The organism is Bacillus cereus group sp. MG16, assembly GCF_040459875.1.
GTDB lineage: Bacteria > Bacillota > Bacilli > Bacillales > Bacillaceae_G > Bacillus_A > Bacillus_A paranthracis.
The window spans coordinates 1,609,231-1,630,953 of the sequence record NZ_JARVHE010000001.1; the positions used below are offsets into that span (position 1 = coordinate 1,609,231).

Consider the following 21,723-nt stretch of genomic DNA (forward strand, 5'->3'; position numbering starts at 1 on the left):
ATGAGCTTTTTTAAAAAACTAAAAGAAAAAATTTCAAAACAAACAGATACGGTAACAGAGAAGTTTAAACAAGGATTAGAAAAAACGAGAAATTCGTTTGCAGATAAAGTAAATGATCTAGTCTTTCGTTACCGTAAAGTAGATGAAGATTTCTTCGAAGAATTAGAAGAAATTTTAATCGGTGCAGATGTTGGCGTTTCGACAGTGATGGAATTAATCGACCAGCTGAAAGAAGAAGTGCAACGTCGTAATATTCAAGATCCAAAAGAAGTACAAGCTGTTATTTCGGAAAAATTAATAGAGATTTATAAAGGTGACAGTGATTTTACTAATGAAATTAATGAGCAAAAGGATGGATTGACAGTTGTTTTATTTGTTGGTGTGAATGGTGTAGGTAAAACGACAACAATTGGTAAGATGGCTCATAAGTTTAAATCAGAAGGTAAGTCTGTCTTATTAGCAGCAGGAGATACATTTCGTGCTGGAGCGATTGAACAATTAGAAGTATGGGGCGATCGCGTTGGGGTAGAAGTGATTAAACAAGGATCAGGGTCTGATCCAGCAGCGGTTATGTATGACGCTGTACAAGCTGCAAAAGCACGTAAAGTAGATGTATTACTATGTGATACAGCAGGACGTTTACAAAATAAAGTAAACTTAATGAAAGAGTTAGAGAAGGTAAAGCGTGTAATTGAGCGTGAAGTACCAGGAGCTCCTCATGAAGTATTACTTGTTATTGATGCAACAACAGGACAAAACGGTTTAAGTCAAGCGAAAACATTCCGTGAAGCAACGAATGTGACTGGTATTGTTTTAACGAAGTTAGATGGAACTGCTAAAGGTGGTATTGTATTAGCAATTCGTAACGAAATGGATGTACCGGTGAAATTCGTTGGATTAGGAGAGCAAATGGATGATCTGCAACAGTTCGATCCAGAACAATATGTATATGGTTTATTTGCGAACTTAGTAGAAACAGAAGAAGCATAAGTGAAAGAAGCGGTATTTTCCGCTTCTTTTTCTATAAAAATATGAGATGTTAAGAAAAAAACTTGACACTCTTTTGTACTCCATGTAAACTAATTCATGTAAAGGGAAATCACTTAACAAAGGATGATCCAACATGCTCGAAAAAACAACGAGAATGAACTATTTATTTGATTTTTATCAATCGTTGTTAACGCAAAAACAAAGAAGTTATATGTCGCTTTATTATCTAGATGATTTATCTCTTGGTGAAATTGCGGAAGAATTTGATGTAAGTCGCCAAGCCGTGTATGATAACATTAAACGGACTGAAGCGATGCTTGAAGAATATGAAGAAAAATTAGTATTACTTCAAAAGTTTCAAGAGCGACAGCGACTTGTTGCAAAGCTAAAACAGCTAATCAGCGAAGAAGAGCATGTGAATGAAGAAATGAAACAAGTTGTTGAAGCTATCGAAAAATTAGATTAGGAGGGCGGCAATATGGCATTTGAAGGATTAGCCGACCGACTTCAACAGACGATGCAAAAAATCCGCGGCAAAGGAAAAGTTTCTGAAGCCGATGTGAAAGAAATGATGAGAGAAGTTCGTCTAGCTCTTTTAGAAGCGGACGTTAACTTTAAAGTAGTAAAAGATTTTGTAAAGCGTGTATCTGAACGTGCTGTCGGACAAGATGTAATGAAAAGTTTGACACCTGGACAACAAGTAATTAAGGTTGTACAGGAAGAACTTACAGAACTTATGGGCGGAGAGCAAAGCAAAATTGCTGTTGCTAATAAGCCACCGACTGTTATTATGATGGTTGGTCTGCAAGGTGCAGGTAAAACAACGACGACAGGTAAGCTTGCGAATTTGCTTCGTAAAAAGCATAATCGTAAACCAATGCTTGTTGCGGCGGATATTTACCGTCCTGCAGCGATTAAACAGCTTGAAACATTAGGGAAGCAATTGGACATGCCTGTATTCTCTTTAGGAGATCAAGTAAGTCCTGTTGAAATTGCGAAACAAGCGATTGCAAAAGCGAAAGAAGATCATCATGATTATGTTTTAATTGATACAGCAGGTCGCCTGCATATTGATGAAGAACTAATGGATGAATTAGCGAAAGTGAAAGAAGTTGCGAAACCGGATGAGATTTTCCTTGTTGTCGATGCGATGACAGGACAAGACGCGGTTAATGTTGCACAAAGTTTCCATGAACAGCTAGGTTTAACAGGGGTTGTATTAACGAAGTTGGATGGTGATACGCGCGGTGGTGCGGCATTGTCTATTAAAGCTGTTACAAATACGCCAATTAAATTTGCTGGTATGGGTGAAAAACTAGATGCACTTGAAGCGTTCCATCCAGAACGTATGGCATCCCGTATTTTAGGGATGGGAGACGTCTTAACATTAATTGAAAAAGCGCAAGCTACAGTTGATGAGGAGAAAGCAAAAGAACTTGAGCAAAAAATGCGTACGCTTTCGTTTACGCTTGACGATTTCCTAGAACAACTTGGACAAGTGCGTCAACTTGGACCGCTTGACGAATTGTTAGGAATGCTTCCTGGTGCAAATAAAATTAAAGGGCTGAAAAATGCACAAGTTGATGAAAAACAAATTGGGCATATTGAGGCAATTATTCGTTCTATGACTAAATTAGAGCGAGAACAACCGGAAATAATCAATGCTAGTCGCAAAAAACGCATTGCCAAAGGTAGCGGTACAACGGTACAAGAAATTAATCGTTTAATCAAGCAATTTGATGATATGAAAAAGATGATGAAAACGATGACTGGAATGCAAAAAGGTAAGAAAAAAGGACTAGGTGGATTGAAGTTTCCATTCATGTAAGGAAAAAAGATGGCTCTGTTAAGAAAAAATACTTTACAAAGCAATAGTCTTTTTGCTAATATAATTATCTGTGTGAAATAAATTCGGAGGTGCTTTATAAATGGCAGTTAAAATTCGTTTAAAACGTATGGGAGCTAAAAAAACTCCTTTCTATCGTGTAGTTGTTGCAGATTCTCGTTCTCCTCGTGACGGACGTTTCATTGAGGAAATCGGTACTTACAATCCGGTTGCTCAACCAGCTGAAGTTAAGATCAACGAAGAAGCAGCATTAAAATGGTTAGGAAATGGTGCTAAACCATCTGATACAGTTCGTAACTTATTCTCTAACCAAGGTATCATGGAGAAATTCCACTTATCTAAACAAGGTAAGTAATTGAGGCAATGACTATGAAGAAGTTAGTCGAGACGATTGTCAAGCCTCTTGTCGATTATCCTGAAGATGTAAAAGTTACACAGGAACTTTACAACGGAGAGATAAAGTATCGATTAACTGTACATCCTGAGGATGTTGGAAAAGTCATTGGAAAGCAAGGGAAAGTTGCGAAAGCAATTCGAATGCTCTTGTATTCAGTGGGACATCACAATAGTGAAAAAGTAACACTGGAAATTCAATAAAGGTAAAAAGGGCGAGGAGTTATTCCTCTCCCTTTTTTAACATTTAAAGAGAAGTTGCATGTTCCATATGTGAAATGGGGATGCTTAATTTATATAGAAACCAGAGGTGACATACTGTTTATGACAAAATGGTTTAACGTAGGGAAAATTGTAAATACTCATGGCGTAAAAGGAGAAATTCGTGTGGTTTCTCGTACTGATTTTCCAGAAGAGCGATATAAGGTAGGGAATACGTTATACATATCGAATGAAAAAGGTGGAGAGCCTTTCCCAGTAAAGATTACTTCTCATCGTCAACATAAAACATTTGATTTATTGACATTTGAAGGATATGGGAATGTAAATGAAGTAGAACAGTTTAAAGGTTCTCTTTTAAAAGTACCTGAAGATCAATTAGGCGAACTAGCTGAAGGTGAATACTACTATCATGAAATTATTGGTTGCAACGTTGTAACGGAAGAAGGAGAAGCGTTAGGGACAATAAAAGAAGTTTTATCTCCTGGTGCAAATGATGTTTGGGTAATTAAACGTCCAAAAGGTCAAGATTTGTTAATTCCTTATATTGATGATGTTGTACTTCAAGTTAACATTGAGAATAAATTAGTAACCATTCATGTAATGGAAGGGCTACTATAATGAAAATTGACATTTTAACTTTGTTTCCAGATATGTTTACAGGTGTGTTTGGATCTTCAATTTTAAAGAAAGCACAAGAAAAAGAAGCGGTAGAGCTCCGTGTTGTCAATTTCCGCGATTATACAACGAGTAAGCATAATAGTGTGGATGATTATCCGTATGGTGGCGGCGCTGGGATGGTGTTAACTCCTCAGCCTATTTTTGATGCTGTAGAAGATTTAACGAAAGAAACGGAGCGGAAGCCGCGAGTTGTCTTAATGTGTCCGCAAGGTGAAAGGTTTACTCAGAAGAAAGCGGAAGAGCTTGCAGAGGAAGAACATTTAATCTTTGTATGTGGGCATTATGAAGGATATGACGAACGAATTCGTGAACATCTCGTAACAGATGAGATTTCTATCGGTGACTATGTATTAACGGGTGGAGAGTTAGCCTCTATGGTTATAACTGATAGTGTCGTACGTCTCCTTCCAGGAGTACTAGGAAATCATGCTTCACAAGTCGAGGATTCGTTTAGTACAGGTTTATTAGAGCATCCTCATTATACACGTCCAGCTGATTTTCGTGGTATGAAAGTGCCAGATGTATTAATGTCGGGAAATCATAAAAATATTGATGAATGGCGACATAAAGAATCGTTGCGTCGTACGTACACGCGTAGACCGGATTTACTAGAAGAACGAGAATTGTCTAAGCAAGAAAAGAAGTGGCTAGAACAGATTAAAGAAGGCAAATAAGTGCTTGATATATTTTCTATTGCAACAGCCTTAGCAATATGCTATTATAACACTTGTGCTGCTGAAATCAGTAGCCGTATTAACGATGTTCCGCTGTAATTTATTTAGACTTTATAAGAGCATCTGTTTAAAGGAGAGAATTTAATATGCAACAATTAATCGCAGAAATTACAAAAGGCCAATTAAAAACTGACCTTCCTTCATTCCGTCCTGGAGACACTTTACGTGTACACGTAAAAGTAGTTGAGGGAACTCGTGAAAGAATTCAGCTTTTCGAAGGTGTTGTAATTAAACGTCGTGGTGGCGGAATCAGTGAAACATTCACAGTTCGTAAGATTTCTTACGGTGTAGGTGTAGAGCGTACATTCCCAGTTCACACGCCAAGAATCGCGAAAATCGAAGTACTTCGCCGTGGTAAAGTACGTCGTGCTAAGTTATACTACTTACGTAACCTTCGCGGTAAAAAAGCACGTATTAAAGAAATTCGATAAGACATGTATGGGAGCTTGTAAATGCACAAGCTCCCTTTTTCCAATCTATATAAAATTTTGATATAATACGATCAGCTTACATAATCGTGGAGGGGAAAAGCATGAAGAAAGAAAAGAGTTCACTTTGGGAATGGATCAAGGCAATTTTGATAGCTGTTGTATTAGCAGGTGTTATTAGACAGTTTTTCTTTGCGCCAATTCTCGTAGATGGAGTATCGATGGCGTCTACATTACATGATCGCGATCGAATGATTGTTAATAAAATTGGTTATCACATAGGAGATCCGAAACGATTTGATATTATTGTATTCCGAGCAACGGAAGATAAAGATTATATTAAGCGTATTATCGGCCTGCCAGGCGATGAAATAGAGTATCGTAATGATAAACTATATGTTAACGGAAAGGCTTATGAGGAGCCGTATTTAGACAAGCAGAAAAAACAAATTGCTGACGGACCGCTTACATATGATTTCACTCTTGAAGAAATGACAGGGAAGAAAACTGTTCCAGAAGGTCAATTATTTGTTTTAGGCGATAATCGTCGTTTTAGTAAAGATAGCCGTTCGATTGGTACAATTTCAATGGACCAAGTGATTGGAAAGGCAAATATACTATATTGGCCGTTAAAAGATGCTCGTATTGTGAAATAAAAGAAAAAGAAGGTGGCAACATGGTAATTCAATGGTTCCCGGGACATATGGCAAAGGCTAGACGCCAAGTAACAGAAAAATTAAAGTTAATTGATGTTGTAATTGAGCTTGTAGATGCTCGATTACCTTTATCTTCTCGAAATCCGATGATCGATGAGATTATTACACATAAACCGAGGCTTGTTGTTTTAAATAAAGCGGATATGGCAGATGATCGTTTAACAAAGCAATGGATCGCATATTTTAAAGAAAAAGGCCATATGGCAATTTCAATTAACGCACAGGCTGGACAAGGTATGAAGGAAATTGCAGCGGCTTGTAAAGTGTTAGTGAAAGAGAAATTTGATAAAATGGTTGCAAAAGGTATTAGACCGAGAGCGATTCGTGCATTAATTGTGGGGATACCGAATGTTGGTAAATCTACGTTGATTAATAAGTTAGCGAAGAAAAATATTGCTAAAACAGGAGATCGTCCTGGTGTGACAACAGCTCAGCAATGGATTAAAGTTGGGAAGGAAATGGAATTACTTGATACACCAGGTATACTATGGCCTAAATTTGAGGACCAATTAGTTGGATTACGTCTAGCTACGACTGGTGCAATTAAAGATTCTATTTTAAATCTACAAGACGTAGCTGTTTATGCGCTACGTTTTATGGAGAAACATTACCCAGAGCGATTAAAAGAGCGCTATAATTTAAATGACATTCCAGAAGATATCGTGGAGTTATTTGATGCGATTGGAAAAAATAGAGGCTGTTTAATGGGCGGCGGAATGATTGATTATGATAAAACATCTGAACTTGTACTTCGTGAGCTTCGTGGTGGCAAACTTGGAAAAATGACGTTTGAAACACCAGAAGAGTTTGCAGAGCAGACAGAAGATGCAGAAAAAGTAGAAGAAGTATAAGACGTGCGTTTGTACGTCTTTTCTTTTTTGTATATAAAGGGAGTGGCATGAATGCAAAAAGTGACGATTCAAGAGGCGGAACATTTACTGCAAGAGATTATAAGTGAAGAGGACGACCGGTTTCAAATATTAATGAAAGATGAGCGAAAAGGGGTACAAAAGCTCATTTCGAAGTGGTATAAACAAAAAGAGTTAGCACAAAAGGAAAAAGAAAAATTTCTAGAAATGTCTAAATATGAAAATGCGTTACGTGAAAAAGGTCTCACATATATCGCGGGTATAGATGAAGTAGGTCGTGGACCGCTAGCTGGGCCTGTTGTGACGGCAGCTGTTGTTCTTCCGGAAGACTTTTATATTCCAGGGTTAAACGATTCGAAAAAGCTGAGTGAAGCGAAACGTGAGCGTTTTTATGATGAAATTAAAGCGCAAGCAATTGCAATTGGAGTTGGAATTGTATCACCGCAAGTTATTGATGAAATAAATATTTATCAAGCGACGAAACAAGCGATGTTAGATGCTGTTGCGAATTTATCTTGTACACCACAATATTTATTAATTGATGCGATGAAACTCCCTACACCAATTCCGCAAACATCTATTATTAAGGGTGATGCAAAAAGTATTTCTATTTCAGCTGCATCCATTATTGCGAAAGTAACGAGAGATCGTATGATGAAAGAGCTTGGAGAAAAGTATCCTGCATATGGATTTGAACAACATATGGGATATGGCACAAAACAACATTTAGAAGCGATTGAAGCGCATGGCATATTAGAAGAACATCGAAAATCGTTTGCGCCAATTAAAGATATGATTCAAAAATAAGCTGCGAAAACGCAGCTTATTTTGTATTTTGACATATAAACATTACTATTTTCCAAAAAGAATAAAGCGATTTCAGTTTTCTGACACTTTATTGTAGACAGCGTGCCAATCATCTTATACAATGGCAATGTAATGTTTTTTAAACATTAAAAAACTTTTCGAGTAAAACAGGAAAACAGGGGAGGATGGGACCATGAATATCCATGAGTACCAAGGTAAGGCAGTCCTTAGAAGCTATGGGGTTAGCGTTCCGAACGGGAAGGTTGCATTTACAGTAGAAGAAGCTGTAGAAGCGGCGAAAGAATTAGGAACGGATGTATGTGTAGTGAAAGCACAAATTCACGCTGGTGGACGCGGCAAAGCTGGCGGAGTAAAAGTTGCAAAAAATTTAGATGAAGTTCGTACATATGCAGAGAGCATTTTAGGAACTACACTTGTGACACATCAAACAGGTCCTGAAGGTAAGGAAGTAAAACGCTTACTTATCGAAGAAGGTTGCGATATTAAAAAAGAATATTATGTAGGTCTTGTTTTAGACCGTGCAACTTCTCAAGTTGTTTTAATGGCTTCTGAAGAAGGCGGAACAGAAATTGAAGAAGTAGCAGAAAAAACACCTGAAAAAATCTTTAAAGAATATATTGATCCAGCAGTAGGCTTACAAGGCTTCCAAGCACGCCGAATTGCATTTAACATCAATATTCCAAAAGAGCTTGTAGGACAAGCTGTGAAGTTTATGATGGGCTTATACCGTGCTTTTATCGAAAAAGATTGCTCTATCGCAGAGATTAACCCACTTGTTACAACAGGTGATGGTAAAGTTATGGCATTAGATGCGAAATTAAACTTTGATTCTAATGCTTTATATCGCCATAAAGACATTTTAGAACTTCGTGACCTTGATGAAGAAGATGCAAAAGAAATCGAAGCTTCTAAATATGACTTAAACTACATTCCTTTAGATGGAAATATCGGTTGTATGGTTAATGGTGCAGGTTTAGCGATGGCTACTATGGATATCATTAAACATTACCATGGCGATCCAGCTAACTTTTTAGATGTTGGTGGCGGTGCGACAGCTGAAAAGGTTACAGAAGCATTCAAAATTATCCTTTCTGACAAAAATGTAAAAGGTATCTTCGTTAACATTTTTGGTGGCATTATGAAGTGTGATGTTATTGCAGAAGGTGTTATTGAAGCAACGAAACAAGTAGGTCTTGAATTGCCTTTAGTTGTACGTCTTGAAGGTACAAACGTAGAGTTAGGTAAGAAAATTTTAAATGAGTCTGGCTTAAATATTGTTGCAGCAGAATCTATGGCAGACGGTGCACAAAAAATTGTTTCACTAGTGGGCTAATAGAAAGCGGGGGAGAAAAATGAGCGTATTAGTTAATAAAGATACAAAAGTTATTGTTCAAGGTATTACAGGTTCTCAAGGATTATTCCACACAAAGCAAATGATAGAATACGGTACGAAAATTGTCGGTGGTGTAACGCCAGGTAAAGGTGGCACTGATATTGAAGGTGTACCAGTATTTGATACTGTAGAAGATGCAGTGAAAGCAACAGGCGCAAACGCTTCAGTTGTATACGTTCCACCCGCTTTTGCGGCTGATGCAATTATGGAAGCAGTTGATGCAGAAATTGATTTAGTAGTATGTATTACTGAAGGAATTCCTGTATTAGATATGGTAAATGTAAAGAGATATATGGCTGGTAAACATACACGTTTACTTGGACCGAACTGCCCAGGTGTTATCACACCTGATGAATGTAAAATTGGTATTATGCCAGGGTACATTCATAAAAAAGGTCATGTAGGTATCGTATCTCGCTCTGGTACATTAACGTATGAGGCTGTACATCAGTTAACACAAGAAGGTATTGGTCAATCTACGGCTGTAGGTATCGGCGGAGACCCTGTTAACGGTACAGACTTTATTGATGCGTTAAAAGCATTTAATGAAGATGAAGAAACACATGCTGTAATTATGATTGGTGAAATCGGTGGTACAGCGGAAGAAGAGGCAGCTGAATGGGTGAAAGCTAATATGACAAAACCTGTTGTAGGCTTCATTGGCGGCCAAACAGCGCCTGCTGGCAAACGTATGGGTCATGCTGGTGCAATCATTTCTGGCGGTAAAGGAACTGCTGCAGAAAAGATTAAAACGATGGAAGCTTGTGGTATTAAAGTAGCGGAAACTCCAGCAGTTATGGGTGAAACGCTAATCTCTGTCTTAAAAGAAAAAGGTCTATTTGAGACTTGTAAAAACTACTAATCTGTTGAAAGACACCTTCTTGCTTGAAGGTGTCTTTTTACAAACTTCTTGTTAACATAATAAAAATTATGGGTAAGGAGAATTGGGATGAAAAGAGAACGATTATTACATCTTCATTACTTGTTAGCAGACCATTGGAAGGCGATAGAGAGGCTATTACATGTCGATCCAGAATTGAAGGAAATATACAATTTTAATGCAAAACAAATTGAATGTTACACTGGAATACCCTCGAAAAAATCTTCAGAATTAGTAAATTTTCTTCAAAGTTCAAATCTCCCACAATATATATCTTATTTAGAGAAAAATCGATTCTTTTATATGACAATATGGGATGAAGATTATCCAAAATTATTACGTGAAATACAAGATCCTCCCTTTGTATTATATGGAAAAGGAGAAAAAGATTTTCTCAATAAAGTGAATAAATTAGCGGTTGTTGGAACGAGAGAACCGACTTTATATGGATATGAAAGTTTGAAATTTATTTTACATCCATTATTAGAAAAAGAATGGCTTATTGTCAGTGGATTTGCAAGAGGGATAGATGCGATGTCTCATGAAATTACAGTAAGACGGCATTGCCCAACAATTGCGATACTAGGACATGGATTATCGTATATATATCCAAGAGAGAATCGATATTTATATGAAGTGTGGAATGAATATATATTGTTATTAACAGAGTATCCTCCGCACTATGCACCGAAAAAATGGTATTTTCCAAAAAGGAATCGAATTATTAGTGGCATAAGTAAAGGTGTTTTAGTTGTAGAAGCGAAATCGAGAAGTGGAACACTTATTACCGCAGACCTTGCTCTAGAGCAAAATAGAGAGGTATTTGCACTTCCTGGACCTATATTTATAGATAGTGCATCAGGAACAAATCATCTCATTCAACAAGGAGCGAAACTAGTAAGAAATGCAGAAGATATACTGGAAGAGATTTTAAATTAACCTTATATTTTTATGTTTTTATTAAACAATTATTGACAAATGGTAGATAGGCACTGTATGGTATATTCATTCTTGATTGACAAAAACAAGAGAAATCAATAAGATTAATGAAGACTTGAATCCACCTCTTAAGGAGGCACTAGCATGTCAGATTACCTCGTAATCGTGGAGTCGCCTTCTAAGGCGAAGACCATTGAGAAATATTTAGGGAAAAAATACAAAGTTGTCGCGTCTATGGGACACGTTCGCGATTTACCTAAAAGCCAAATGGGGATAGAAGTAAAGAACAACTTCACCCCGAAGTATATTACCATTCGTGGTAAAGGTCCCGTCTTAAAAGACTTAAAATCAGCAGCAAAAAAAGCAAAGAAAGTCTATCTCGCGGCCGATCCAGACCGCGAAGGGGAAGCTATTGCTTGGCATTTAGCCAATACGTTAAATGTAGACGTTGAATCAGATTGCCGAGTTGTGTTTAATGAGATTACAAAAGATGCAATAAAAGAATCATTCAAACATCCTCGCGCGATTAACATGAATTTAGTAGATGCACAACAAGCAAGACGTATACTAGATCGTCTTGTTGGTTACAATATTAGTCCTTTATTATGGAAGAAAGTAAAAAAAGGATTAAGTGCAGGACGCGTACAATCTGTAGCAGTTCGTTTAATTATCGAACGTGAAAGAGAAATACAAAGTTTCGAGCCTGAAGAATTCTGGACAATTAAGACAGAATTTGTGAAAGGGAAAGACACATTTGAAGCAAGCTTTTACGGTGTAGATGGTGAAAAAGTTCAATTAACGAATGAAACACAAGTGAATGAAATAATTGAACGGCTGAAAGATAATGCGTTCTCAGTTGAAAATGTAACGAGAAAAGAGCGAAAACGTAATCCAGCATTACCATTTACAACATCTTCCTTGCAACAAGAGGCGGCGCGTAAGTTAAACATGCGAGCAAAGAAAACGATGATGCTTGCGCAGCAATTGTATGAAGGAATTGATCTTGGAAAACAAGGAACTGTAGGTCTTATTACGTATATGAGAACTGATTCAACACGTATCTCAGAAACAGCTCAAACAGAGGCACGTACGTACATTACTGAGGCGTTTGGTACGGAATACATAGGAACAGAAAAGAAGAAAGAAACGAAGAAGTCGAACGCACAAGATGCGCATGAGGCAATTCGTCCTACTTCGGTAATGAGAAAGCCAGAGGAACTAAAGAGTTTCTTAAGTCGTGACCAACTTCGATTGTATAAATTGATTTGGGAGCGATTTGTTGCAAGTCAAATGGCGTCTGCTATAATGGATACTGTGACCGCGAGACTCATTAATAATAATGTTCAGTTCCGTGCAAGTGGATCGGTTGTAAAGTTCCCAGGATTTATGAAAGTGTATGTAGAGTCGAAAGATGATGGGGCTGAAGAAAAGGATAAGATGTTGCCACCTTTAGAAGTAGGGGAAACCGTATTTTCGAAGGATTTAGAACCGAAGCAACACTTTACACAACCTCCGCCGCGCTATACAGAGGCTCGTTTAGTAAGAACACTTGAAGAGCTTGGAATTGGAAGACCGTCGACTTACGTACCGACACTTGAAACGATTCAAAAACGTGGATATGTAGGTTTGGATAATAAACGCTTCGTTCCAACTGAACTAGGTGAAATAGTAATTGAACTTATTTTAGAGTTTTTCCCGGAAATTATTAACATTGAATTTACTGCTAACATGGAGCAAAGCCTCGATGAAGTAGAAGAAGGAAATGCGAATTGGGTAAAAATTGTTGATGATTTCTACGTAGGATTTGAACCGCGTTTAGAAAAAGCGGAAAAAGAAATGCGTGAAGTGGAAATTAAAGATGAACCAGCTGGGGAAGATTGTGAATTATGTAATCACCCAATGGTCTTTAAAATGGGTAAATACGGGAAATTTATGGCTTGCTCGAATTTCCCAGATTGTCGTAATACAAAACCGATTGTGAAAGAAATCGGTGTTACTTGTCCGAAATGTGATAAAGGTCAAATTATTGAACGTCGTAGTAATAAAAAGAAACGTCTTTTCTATGGGTGCGGTACGTATCCAGAGTGTGACTTTGTATCTTGGGATAAGCCGATTGGCCGTAAATGTCCGAAGTGTGAAGGTATGCTAGTAGAGAAGAAGTTGAAAAAAGGCGTACAAGTACAATGTATTTCGTGTGATTATGAAGAAGAACAACAAATGTGAGCGTAACTGCTCACATTTTTTTCGGGAAGAAAAGGAAAGGTGATAAATATATGACAACACAAGTAGTAAACGTCATTGGCGCAGGTCTTGCAGGAAGTGAAGCAGCTTACCAAATTGCAAAACGTGGTGTCCAAGTAAGATTATACGAAATGAGACCGGTAAGGCAAACGCCAGCTCATCACACAGATAAATTTGCAGAATTAGTATGTAGTAACTCGCTTCGCGCAAACACATTAACAAATGCTGTTGGTGTTATTAAAGAAGAAATGCGTTTAATGGATTCTGTTATTATTCGTGCAGCTGATGAGTGTTCTGTACCAGCAGGAGGGGCTTTAGCGGTAGATCGTCATGAATTTGCGGCAAAAGTAACGGAATATGTGAAAAATCATCCGAACGTAACTGTGGTGAATGAAGAAATCACTGAAATTCCAGAAGGTCCTACTGTTATCGCGACAGGTCCACTTACGTCGCCTGATCTTTCTGCGCAATTAAAAGAATTAACGGGTGAAGACTACTTTTATTTCTATGATGCAGCAGCACCGATTGTTGAGAAAGACAGCATTGATATGAATAAAGTGTATTTAAAATCTCGTTACGATAAAGGTGAAGCGGCATATTTAAACTGTCCAATGACGGAAGAGGAATTTGACCGTTTTTACGAGGCTTTAATCGCTGCTGAAACAGTACCTTTAAAAGAATTTGAAAAAGAAATTTTCTTTGAAGGTTGTATGCCGGTAGAAGTTATGGCAAGTAGAGGAAGACAAACACTAGTATTTGGACCGATGAAACCTGTTGGATTAGAAGATCCGAAAACAGGGAAAACGCCATATGCTGTTGTTCAGTTACGCCAAGATGATGCAGCGGGAACGTTATACAATATCGTAGGTTTCCAAACGCATTTAAAATGGGGACCGCAAAAAGAAGTGTTACAGTTGATTCCAGGACTGGAAAACGCAGAGATTGTACGTTATGGTGTAATGCATCGTAATACGTTTATTAATTCACCTAACTTGCTTCGTCCAACATACCAATATAAACAACGTGATGATTTATTCTTCGCTGGTCAAATGACTGGAGTGGAGGGATATGTTGAATCAGCGGCTTCAGGATTGCTAGCAGGTATCAACGCTGCTCGACTTGTAAAAGGTGAAGAGCCGGTTGTATTACCACCAGTAACTGCGATGGGAAGTATGGCGAATTATATTACTGCGACAAATGCAAAAAACTTCCAACCGATGAATGCAAACTTCGGTCTGTTTGCACCGTTAGAGAAGAAAATTAAAAAGAAAGCAGAACGTAATGAAGCATATGCAACACGCGCTTTAGAAACGATTCGAAATTTTGTAAATATTTAGTTAAATTTCTTGCAAAGGCTACTAAGTTGTGATACGATTTAGTAGCCTTTATTGAGGTGAATTGTGTGAATGTGAAGAAATTGTTACAATTATTCGTTGGATATTTACAAATTGAAAGAAATTATTCAAAATATACAATTGCAAGTTATCAAAATGATTTAGAACATTTTGTGCAATTTATGGAGCGAGAAGGCATATCCTCTTTTTTAGATATTACATACGCGGATGTTCGTTTGTACTTAACGACGTTGCACGATGAAAAGTTAGCCCGTAAATCTGTCGCAAGAAAAGTATCAAGCTTACGAAGTTTATATCGTTTTTTGATGCGTGAAGGTTATCGGAAGGATAATCCGTTTGCACTTGCGTCACTCCCCAAAAAAGAATTGTCAATCCCAAAGTTTTTATATGCTGAAGAATTAGAGGAATTATTTGAAGTTTCTGATACGGAAACCCCGTTAGGTCAAAGGAATCAAGCTTTATTAGAGTTGATGTATGCGACCGGGATCCGTGTGAGTGAATGTGTCAATTTACAACTTACCGATATTGACTTTGCGGTGGGAACAATTTTAGTAATGGGAAAAGGAAAAAAACAAAGGTATATACCGTTCGGGAGCTATGCACAAGATGCTTTAATTACTTATATAGAGAACGGGAGAAAACAGTTAGCCAAGAAAACTGAAGAACAATCTCATATGGTATTTTTAAATGCGAAAGGCACGCCGCTGACAAGTCGAGGAGTACGCTATGTATTAAATGAACTCATTAAGAAAGCTTCACTGACAATGCGTATAAGTCCTCATATGTTAAGGCATACATTTGCTACACATATGTTAGATGAAGGGGCAGATTTACGTACTGTACAGGAGCTACTCGGTCATGAAAATTTGTCTACTACACAAATTTATACGCATGTCTCTAAAGAAAGATTGCGTTCTGTCTACATGAAGCATCACCCACGGGCATAAATTGCTTTTAAAGCTATAAAAACATATAAAGGAGTTTTTTCTATGGGAAATTTCCACGCTACAACGATATTTGCAGTTCATCATAATGGAGAATGTGCAATGGCTGGAGATGGCCAGGTGACAATGGGAAATGCTGTTGTAATGAAACATACAGCTCGTAAGGTTCGTAAACTTTTTCAAGGGAAAGTTTTAGCTGGTTTTGCAGGTTCAGTTGCTGATGCATTTACTCTTTTTGAAATGTTTGAAGGGAAATTAGAAGAGTATAATGGAAACTTGCAGCGTGCTGCTGTTGAGATGGCGAAGCAATGGCGCGGTGACAAAATGTTACGTCAGCTAGAAGCGATGCTCATTGTCATGGATAAAACAACGATGCTCCTTGTTTCAGGTACGGGAGAAGTGATTGAACCGGATGATGGTATTTTAGCAATTGGATCTGGCGGAAATTATGCGCTTTCAGCAGGTCGTGCTTTAAAACAATATGCAAGTGAACATTTAACAGCGAAGCAAATTGCGAAAGCGAGTTTAGACATTGCAGGCGATATTTGTGTGTATACAAACCACAATATAATTGTGGAAGAATTGTAGAATCGTAAGGGAGGCATTTTATATGCATTTACATTTTACTCCGCGTCAAATTGTGGAAAAATTAGATCAATACATTATCGGTCAAAAGGATGCGAAGAAAGCGGTTGCTGTAGCTTTAAGAAATCGATACCGCCGAAGTAAATTAGCTGAAAATCTACGTGATGAAATTGCACCTAAAAATATTTTAATGATTGGACCGACAGGTGTTGGTAAAACAGAGGTAGCACGACGAATGGCGAAACTCGTTGGAGCACCTTTTATTAAGGTTGAAGCTACGAAATTTACAGAAGTTGGATATGTAGGTAGAGATGTAGAATCGATGGTACGTGACCTTGTGGAAACGTCAGTTCGCATTGTGAAAGAAGAAATGGTAGTAAAAGTACAAGACAAAGCAGAAGAACAAGCGAACCAACGTCTTGTTGAAATTTTAGTGCCGAGTCCGGAGAAGCAATCTGGATTTAAAAACCCATTAGAAATGCTATTTGGTGGCGCTCAAAATTCGAATCAAACAACAGATTCACAGGAAGATGTTGAAATCGAAAAGAAACGTCAAGATGTGGAAAGAAAGCTTGCTGCAGGACTTCTTGAAGATGAAATTGTATCGATTGAAGTGACTGAACAACAGTCTTCCATGTTCGATATGCTGCAAGGAACTGGCATGGAACAAATGGGGATGAATTTTCAAGATGCATTAGGAAGTTTTATGCCGAAAAAAACAAAAAAACGTAAACTTTCTGTAAAAGAAGCAAGAAAAGTCTTGACAAATGAGGAAGCACAGCGCTTAATTGATATGGATGAAGTTACACAAGAGGCTGTTTATCGTGCTGAACAGCTCGGGATTATTTTTATCGATGAAATTGACAAAATTGCTGGTAAGCAGTCGAATAGTGTAGATGTATCACGTGAAGGTGTGCAACGTGACATTTTACCAATTGTAGAAGGATCAAATGTTGCGACAAAATACGGATCAGTAAAAACGGATTATATTTTATTCGTTGCAGCTGGAGCGTTTCATATGTCTAAACCGTCAGATTTGATTCCGGAATTACAAGGGAGATTTCCGATTCGAGTAGAATTAACAAAATTATCGACGGATGATTTTGTTAAAATATTAATCGAGCCTGACAATGCGTTAATAAAACAATATATTGCTTTATTAGCGACTGAAGGTATAGAAATTGAATTTTCAGACGAAGCTATTCGTAAGATTGCTGAGATTGCTTATCAAGTTAATCAGGATACAGATAATATTGGAGCAAGAAGACTTCATACGATTATGGAGAAGCTCCTTGAAGATTTATCGTTTGAAGCATCTGAAATTACGTTAGAGAAAATAACGATAACGCCTCAATACGTTGAGGAAAAATTAGCAACGATTGCTAAAAATAAAGATGTGAGCCAGTTTATTTTGTAATAGTGTCATCAGGTGACTCGCCCTAGTTTCCAAGTGATGAAAAAATATGTGAGTAACATGTAGGAGGAACTTTTGAAATGGAATTATTAGCAAAAACAAGAAAATTAAATGCGTTATTACAGAGCGCAGCAGGAAAGCCTGTAAACTTTAGAGAAATGTCTGACACAATGTGTGAAGTAATCGAAGCGAACGTATTCGTAGTAAGCCGTCGTGGTAAATTACTAGGTTATGCAATTCACCAACAAATCGAGAATGAGCGTATGAAACAAATGCTTGCAGAGCGTCAATTCCCAGAAGAGTATACACAAAGCTTATTCAACATTACAGAAACATCTTCAAACTTAGATGTAAACAGTGCTTACACAGCATTCCCAGTAGAAAATAAAGAATTATTTGGTCAAGGCTTAACTACAATCGTACCGATCGTTGGTGGCGGTGAGCGTCTAGGTACATTAGTTTTAGCTCGTCTTGGTCAAGAGTTCTTAGATGATGATTTAATTCTTGCTGAGTACAGCTCAACTGTTGTAGGTATGGAAATTTTACGTGAAAAAGCAGAAGAAATTGAAGAAGAAGCACGTAGCAAAGCTGTTGTTCAAATGGCGATCAGCTCATTATCTTACAGTGAGTTAGAAGCAATCGAGCACATCTTCGAAGAATTAAACGGAACAGAAGGTTTACTTGTTGCAAGTAAAATTGCTGACCGCGTAGGAATCACTCGTTCGGTAATCGTAAATGCACTTCGTAAATTAGAAAGTGCTGGTGTAATTGAGTCGCGTTCTTTAGGTATGAAAGGAACATACATTAAAGTATTAAACGACAAATTCTTACATGAACTTGCTAAATTAAAAACAAACTAATTTATAAAACTCTTCTCATTTTTTGAGGGGAGTTTTTTTGTATAACAGATTGATGTTGTTCGTACATAGCGTCATAATCGCATTTTTTTGAAAAGCCATGAATTGCATTTCACTTTTTGCTTAAAAGAAATGCAGGTTGGTAATACTAGAATTCAAGTATGAACAAAGAAAGTTTTACATTGTTCGCATTTTCGACTTGATTGTAATATTTCAGTATGATATAGTAAGCAGTGGTGTCAGTACAAAGTACACACGTTTACTGATTTAAGTGTTGGTGCTACGTTTGTAGTTTCGCTTAGAGATGAAGTAAACGGAGGATATCAAAAACCATTTAGGAGGAACTATATTATGTCAGTAATTTCTATGAAGCAATTGCTTGAAGCTGGTGTTCATTTCGGACATCAAACTCGTCGTTGGAACCCAAAAATGAAGCGTTACATTTTCACAGAGCGTAACGGTATCTACATCATCGACTTACAAAAAACTGTGAAAAAAGTTGAGGAAGCTTTCAAAGTTATGCGTGACATCGCTGCTGAAGGCGGAGACATCTTATTCGTAGGTACTAAAAAACAAGCACAAGAAGCTATTAAAGAAGAAGCAACTCGTGCTGGTATGTACTTCGTTAACCAACGTTGGTTAGGTGGAACTTTAACTAACTTCCAAACAATCCAAAAGCGTATCAAGCGTCTTAAAGACATCGAAAGAATGCAAGAAGATGGTACTTTCGAAGTACTACCTAAGAAAGAAGTTGTTCAACTTAAAAAAGAGTTAGAGCGTCTTGAGAAATTCTTAGGCGGTATTAAAGATATGAAAGGTCTTCCAAGTGCATTATTCGTAGTAGACCCTCGTAAAGAGCGTATTGCAGTTGCTGAAGCACGCAAATTACACATTCCAATCATCGGTATCGTTGATACAAACTGTGATCCAGACGAAATCGATCACGTTATCCCAGCGAACGATGATGCAATTCGTGCTGTAAAACTTCTTACATCTAAAATGGCAGACGCGATCCTTGAAGCAAAACAAGGTGAAGAAACTGTTACTGCGTAACAAAGTTGGAAAGGTGATAAGGGGTTCGGCCTTTTATCACCTTTTTTAAGGTATAAACACCTTTATAAAAGGTATAAATACATATTTTAGGAGGATGAAAAGTATGGCAATCACTGCACAAATGGTAAAAGAATTACGTGAAAAAACTGGCGCAGGTATGATGGACTGCAAAAAAGCTTTAACAGAAACTAACGGCGACATGGAGAAGGCAATTGACTTCTTACGTGAAAAAGGTATCGCGAAAGCTGCTAAAAAAGCAGACCGCATCGCTGCTGAAGGTTTAACTTTCATCGAAACAAACGGTAACGACGGTTTAATCTTAGAATTAAACTCTGAAACTGATTTCGTTGCGAAAAACGAAGGTTTCCAAACATTAATTAAAGAATTAGCTGCTCACTTATTAGCTAAGAAGCCTGCTAACGTTGAAGAAGCTATGGCTCAAACAATGGAAAACGGTAAAAAAGTTGAAGAGCACATCAACGAAGCAATCGCTAAAATTGGTGAAAAGCTTACACTTCGTCGTTTCGAAATCGTATCAAAAACTGATGCAGATGCATTCGGTGCTTACCTACACATGGGTGGACGCATTGGTGTTCTAACAGTTCTTGAAGGTTCTACTGATGAAGCGGCTGCTAAAGACGTAGCAATGCACATCGCTGCAGTTAACCCAAAATACATCGATCGTGATGCTGTAACAGCTGAAGAAGTTGAGCATGAGCGTCAAGTATTAACACAACAAGCATTAAACGAAGGCAAGCCTGAAAAAATCGTTGCAAAAATGGTTGAAGGCCGTCTAGGCAAATTCTTCGAAGAGATTTGCTTACTTGACCAAGCATTCGTTAAAAACCCTGATATGAAAGTTCGTCAATTCGTTGAGTCTAAAGGCGCAACATTAAAAGGATTCGTTCGCTACGCTGTTGGTGAAGGTATCGAAAAACGCGAAGACAACTTTGCTGAAGAAGTAATGAACCAAGTAAAAGGTAGTAACTAATACAGATTAGGGAACACATTGTGTTCCCTTTTTTAAAATAAAGATGTAAGCAATTGGAGGTTCATTATGAGTAAACCAAAATATAATCGTGTCGTTTTAAAGCTGAGTGGAGAAGCTTTAGCTGGCGAGCAAGGATTTGGAATCAACCCAGCTGTTATTAAGTCAGTTGCGGAACAAGTGAAAGAAATTGCAGAACTAGATGTAGAGGTTGCTGTTGTTGTTGGCGGCGGTAACATTTGGCGTGGAAAAATTGGAAGTGAGATGGGCATGGATCGTGCAGGAGCGGATTACATGGGCATGTTAGCGACAGTTATGAATTCATTAGCTCTTCAAGATAGCTTGGAGAACATCGGAATTCAAACTCGCGTACAAACTTCAATTGAAATGCGTCAAGTGGCAGAGCCTTACATTCGTCGTAAAGCAGTTCGTCACTTAGAGAAAAAACGTGTTGTTATCTTTGCAGCAGGTACTGGTAACCCATACTTCTCTACAGATACAACGGCAGCATTACGTGCAGCGGAAATTGAAGCTGACGTAATTTTAATGGCGAAAAACAATGTGGATGGCGTATATAATGCAGATCCATCTATTGACCCAACAGCTACGAAATACGAAACACTTACTTACTTAGATGTATTAAAAGAAGGTTTAGGTGTAATGGATTCTACAGCTTCTTCTCTATGTATGGATAATGATATTCCATTAATTGTATTCTCGGTTATGGAAAAAGGGAATATTAAACGTGCCGTGTTAGGCGAAAATATCGGAACAGTTGTAAGGGGGAAATAAATATGGGACAACAAGTATTGAAGTCTGCAAATGAAAAAATGGAAAAAGCGGTTGCTGCTTATTCACGCGAATTAGCAACAGTTCGCGCTGGTCGTGCAAACGCGTCTGTATTAGATAAAGTACAAGTTGATTACTATGGTGCACCAACACCAGTTGTGCAATTAGCGAACATTACAGTTCCAGAAGCACGTTTACTTGTAATTCAACCGTATGATAAAACTTCTATCGGTGATATCGAAAAAGCAATTTTAAAAGCAGATTTAGGCTTAAACCCTTCTAATGATGGAACTGTAATTCGTATTGCATTCCCTGCATTAACAGAAGAGCGTCGTCGTGATCTTGTAAAAGTTGTGAAAAAATATGCTGAAGAAGCAAAAGTTGCTGTTCGTAACGTACGTCGTGACGGTAACGATGATCTTAAGAAGCTTGAAAAAGCTGGCGAGATTACAGAAGACGATTTAAGAGGATATACTGAAGATATCCAAAAAGAAACAGATAAATATATTGCAAAAGTTGACGAAATCGCAAAAAACAAAGAAAAAGAAATCATGGAAGTGTAATAGCGATACTTTCGCAAA

General features: G+C 37.7%; 24 protein-coding genes. All 24 read left to right on the forward strand.

Going from position 1 to position 21,723, the window contains the following annotated elements:
- The 24 genes from ftsY to frr all read left to right on the forward strand — a co-directional run bounded on the left by ftsY (position 1) and on the right by frr (position 21,705).
- A complete protein-coding gene (gene ftsY, locus QCI73_RS08470; protein WP_353822750.1) occupies positions 1-990 on the forward strand; it encodes a signal recognition particle-docking protein FtsY in 990 nt (329 codons plus the stop codon).
- A gap of 133 nt (positions 991-1,123) precedes the next feature.
- Positions 1,124-1,456, forward strand: a complete 333-nt coding sequence (locus QCI73_RS08475; RefSeq protein WP_000891062.1) for a putative DNA-binding protein — start codon at positions 1,124-1,126, stop codon at positions 1,454-1,456.
- Between the two features lie 12 nt (positions 1,457-1,468).
- Positions 1,469-2,818 carry a signal recognition particle protein gene (ffh, locus tag QCI73_RS08480; RefSeq protein WP_000863461.1) on the forward strand — a complete coding sequence of 450 codons (1,350 nt, stop codon included), beginning with the start codon at positions 1,469-1,471 and terminating at the stop codon, positions 2,816-2,818.
- A gap of 100 nt (positions 2,819-2,918) precedes the next feature.
- Entirely contained in the window at positions 2,919-3,191 is a 273-nt protein-coding gene (rpsP, locus tag QCI73_RS08485) for a 30S ribosomal protein S16 (RefSeq protein ID WP_000268750.1), read from the forward strand.
- Between the two features lie 14 nt (positions 3,192-3,205).
- Positions 3,206-3,433, forward strand: coding sequence for a KH domain-containing protein (locus tag QCI73_RS08490; RefSeq protein WP_000737403.1), 228 nt, complete (start codon positions 3,206-3,208; stop codon positions 3,431-3,433).
- A 120-nt stretch (positions 3,434-3,553) separates the two neighbouring features.
- Positions 3,554-4,069: a ribosome maturation factor RimM gene (gene rimM, locus QCI73_RS08495; RefSeq protein WP_000170268.1), complete on the forward strand. Its 516-nt coding sequence runs from the start codon at positions 3,554-3,556 to the stop codon at positions 4,067-4,069.
- The gene (gene trmD, locus QCI73_RS08500; protein ID WP_000686892.1) at positions 4,069-4,803 is read left to right on the forward strand and encodes a tRNA (guanosine(37)-N1)-methyltransferase TrmD; all 735 of its coding nucleotides are present in this window, start codon (positions 4,069-4,071) and stop codon (positions 4,801-4,803) included. The genes rimM and trmD overlap by 1 nt, the downstream gene beginning before the upstream one ends.
- A gap of 146 nt (positions 4,804-4,949) precedes the next feature.
- Positions 4,950-5,294 carry a 50S ribosomal protein L19 gene (gene rplS, locus QCI73_RS08505; protein ID WP_001186516.1) on the forward strand — a complete coding sequence of 115 codons (345 nt, stop codon included), beginning with the start codon at positions 4,950-4,952 and terminating at the stop codon, positions 5,292-5,294.
- 101 nt (positions 5,295-5,395) lie between these two features.
- Positions 5,396-5,947 (forward strand): signal peptidase I, encoded by a 552-nt coding sequence (lepB, locus tag QCI73_RS08510; protein WP_000711857.1) that lies wholly within the window; start codon positions 5,396-5,398, stop codon positions 5,945-5,947.
- A 20-nt stretch (positions 5,948-5,967) separates the two neighbouring features.
- Complete coding sequence (ylqF, locus tag QCI73_RS08515) at positions 5,968-6,858, forward strand: ribosome biogenesis GTPase YlqF (protein ID WP_000236700.1); 891 nt, start codon at positions 5,968-5,970, stop codon at positions 6,856-6,858.
- 51 nt (positions 6,859-6,909) lie between these two features.
- Positions 6,910-7,683 (forward strand): ribonuclease HII, encoded by a 774-nt coding sequence (rnhB, locus tag QCI73_RS08520; protein WP_001174718.1) that lies wholly within the window; start codon positions 6,910-6,912, stop codon positions 7,681-7,683.
- Positions 7,684-7,876: 193 nt separating this feature from the next.
- Complete coding sequence (gene sucC / locus QCI73_RS08525) at positions 7,877-9,037, forward strand: ADP-forming succinate--CoA ligase subunit beta (RefSeq protein WP_001020785.1); 1,161 nt, start codon at positions 7,877-7,879, stop codon at positions 9,035-9,037.
- 19 nt (positions 9,038-9,056) lie between these two features.
- Positions 9,057-9,959: a succinate--CoA ligase subunit alpha gene (gene sucD / locus QCI73_RS08530; RefSeq protein ID WP_000115178.1), complete on the forward strand. Its 903-nt coding sequence runs from the start codon at positions 9,057-9,059 to the stop codon at positions 9,957-9,959.
- Between the two features lie 87 nt (positions 9,960-10,046).
- Positions 10,047-10,916, forward strand: a complete 870-nt coding sequence (dprA, locus tag QCI73_RS08535; protein ID WP_353822751.1) for a DNA-processing protein DprA — start codon at positions 10,047-10,049, stop codon at positions 10,914-10,916.
- Positions 10,917-11,060: 144 nt separating this feature from the next.
- The gene (gene topA / locus QCI73_RS08540; RefSeq protein ID WP_001286972.1) at positions 11,061-13,139 is read left to right on the forward strand and encodes a type I DNA topoisomerase; all 2,079 of its coding nucleotides are present in this window, start codon (positions 11,061-11,063) and stop codon (positions 13,137-13,139) included.
- Positions 13,140-13,189: 50 nt separating this feature from the next.
- The gene (trmFO, locus tag QCI73_RS08545) at positions 13,190-14,494 is read left to right on the forward strand and encodes an FADH(2)-oxidizing methylenetetrahydrofolate--tRNA-(uracil(54)-C(5))-methyltransferase TrmFO (protein WP_002028254.1); all 1,305 of its coding nucleotides are present in this window, start codon (positions 13,190-13,192) and stop codon (positions 14,492-14,494) included.
- A 65-nt stretch (positions 14,495-14,559) separates the two neighbouring features.
- Positions 14,560-15,459 carry a tyrosine recombinase XerC gene (gene xerC / locus QCI73_RS08550; protein ID WP_001101228.1) on the forward strand — a complete coding sequence of 300 codons (900 nt, stop codon included), beginning with the start codon at positions 14,560-14,562 and terminating at the stop codon, positions 15,457-15,459.
- Positions 15,460-15,501: 42 nt separating this feature from the next.
- Positions 15,502-16,044 carry an ATP-dependent protease proteolytic subunit HslV gene (gene hslV, locus QCI73_RS08555; protein WP_000526271.1) on the forward strand — a complete coding sequence of 181 codons (543 nt, stop codon included), beginning with the start codon at positions 15,502-15,504 and terminating at the stop codon, positions 16,042-16,044.
- A gap of 22 nt (positions 16,045-16,066) precedes the next feature.
- A complete protein-coding gene (gene hslU / locus QCI73_RS08560; RefSeq protein ID WP_000550081.1) occupies positions 16,067-17,458 on the forward strand; it encodes an ATP-dependent protease ATPase subunit HslU in 1,392 nt (463 codons plus the stop codon).
- Positions 17,459-17,535: 77 nt separating this feature from the next.
- Positions 17,536-18,315 carry a GTP-sensing pleiotropic transcriptional regulator CodY gene (gene codY, locus QCI73_RS08565; RefSeq protein WP_000421288.1) on the forward strand — a complete coding sequence of 260 codons (780 nt, stop codon included), beginning with the start codon at positions 17,536-17,538 and terminating at the stop codon, positions 18,313-18,315.
- 348 nt (positions 18,316-18,663) lie between these two features.
- Complete coding sequence (gene rpsB / locus QCI73_RS08570) at positions 18,664-19,365, forward strand: 30S ribosomal protein S2 (protein ID WP_000111483.1); 702 nt, start codon at positions 18,664-18,666, stop codon at positions 19,363-19,365.
- 103 nt (positions 19,366-19,468) lie between these two features.
- Positions 19,469-20,356 carry a translation elongation factor Ts gene (gene tsf / locus QCI73_RS08575; protein ID WP_001018580.1) on the forward strand — a complete coding sequence of 296 codons (888 nt, stop codon included), beginning with the start codon at positions 19,469-19,471 and terminating at the stop codon, positions 20,354-20,356.
- A 66-nt stretch (positions 20,357-20,422) separates the two neighbouring features.
- Positions 20,423-21,145 (forward strand): UMP kinase, encoded by a 723-nt coding sequence (pyrH, locus tag QCI73_RS08580; protein WP_000042663.1) that lies wholly within the window; start codon positions 20,423-20,425, stop codon positions 21,143-21,145.
- A gap of 2 nt (positions 21,146-21,147) precedes the next feature.
- Positions 21,148-21,705 (forward strand): ribosome recycling factor, encoded by a 558-nt coding sequence (gene frr, locus QCI73_RS08585; protein WP_000531500.1) that lies wholly within the window; start codon positions 21,148-21,150, stop codon positions 21,703-21,705.
- Positions 21,706-21,723: the final 18 nt, after the last annotated feature.

Coding starts and splice junctions, on each gene's coding strand:
- ftsY (WP_353822750.1), top strand. CDS start 1: ATGAGCTTTTTTAAAAAACTAAAAGAAAAAATTTCAAAACAAACAGAT.
- QCI73_RS08475 (WP_000891062.1), top strand. CDS start 1,124: ATGCTCGAAAAAACAACGAGAATGAACTATTTATTTGATTTTTATCAA.
- ffh (WP_000863461.1), top strand. CDS start 1,469: ATGGCATTTGAAGGATTAGCCGACCGACTTCAACAGACGATGCAAAAA.
- rpsP (WP_000268750.1), top strand. CDS start 2,919: ATGGCAGTTAAAATTCGTTTAAAACGTATGGGAGCTAAAAAAACTCCT.
- QCI73_RS08490 (WP_000737403.1), top strand. CDS start 3,206: ATGAAGAAGTTAGTCGAGACGATTGTCAAGCCTCTTGTCGATTATCCT.
- rimM (WP_000170268.1), top strand. CDS start 3,554: ATGACAAAATGGTTTAACGTAGGGAAAATTGTAAATACTCATGGCGTA.
- trmD (WP_000686892.1), top strand. CDS start 4,069: ATGAAAATTGACATTTTAACTTTGTTTCCAGATATGTTTACAGGTGTG.
- rplS (WP_001186516.1), top strand. CDS start 4,950: ATGCAACAATTAATCGCAGAAATTACAAAAGGCCAATTAAAAACTGAC.
- lepB (WP_000711857.1), top strand. CDS start 5,396: ATGAAGAAAGAAAAGAGTTCACTTTGGGAATGGATCAAGGCAATTTTG.
- ylqF (WP_000236700.1), top strand. CDS start 5,968: ATGGTAATTCAATGGTTCCCGGGACATATGGCAAAGGCTAGACGCCAA.
- rnhB (WP_001174718.1), top strand. CDS start 6,910: ATGCAAAAAGTGACGATTCAAGAGGCGGAACATTTACTGCAAGAGATT.
- sucC (WP_001020785.1), top strand. CDS start 7,877: ATGAATATCCATGAGTACCAAGGTAAGGCAGTCCTTAGAAGCTATGGG.
- sucD (WP_000115178.1), top strand. CDS start 9,057: ATGAGCGTATTAGTTAATAAAGATACAAAAGTTATTGTTCAAGGTATT.
- dprA (WP_353822751.1), top strand. CDS start 10,047: ATGAAAAGAGAACGATTATTACATCTTCATTACTTGTTAGCAGACCAT.
- topA (WP_001286972.1), top strand. CDS start 11,061: ATGTCAGATTACCTCGTAATCGTGGAGTCGCCTTCTAAGGCGAAGACC.
- trmFO (WP_002028254.1), top strand. CDS start 13,190: ATGACAACACAAGTAGTAAACGTCATTGGCGCAGGTCTTGCAGGAAGT.
- hslV (WP_000526271.1), top strand. CDS start 15,502: ATGGGAAATTTCCACGCTACAACGATATTTGCAGTTCATCATAATGGA.
- hslU (WP_000550081.1), top strand. CDS start 16,067: ATGCATTTACATTTTACTCCGCGTCAAATTGTGGAAAAATTAGATCAA.
- codY (WP_000421288.1), top strand. CDS start 17,536: ATGGAATTATTAGCAAAAACAAGAAAATTAAATGCGTTATTACAGAGC.
- rpsB (WP_000111483.1), top strand. CDS start 18,664: ATGTCAGTAATTTCTATGAAGCAATTGCTTGAAGCTGGTGTTCATTTC.
- tsf (WP_001018580.1), top strand. CDS start 19,469: ATGGCAATCACTGCACAAATGGTAAAAGAATTACGTGAAAAAACTGGC.
- pyrH (WP_000042663.1), top strand. CDS start 20,423: ATGAGTAAACCAAAATATAATCGTGTCGTTTTAAAGCTGAGTGGAGAA.
- frr (WP_000531500.1), top strand. CDS start 21,148: ATGGGACAACAAGTATTGAAGTCTGCAAATGAAAAAATGGAAAAAGCG.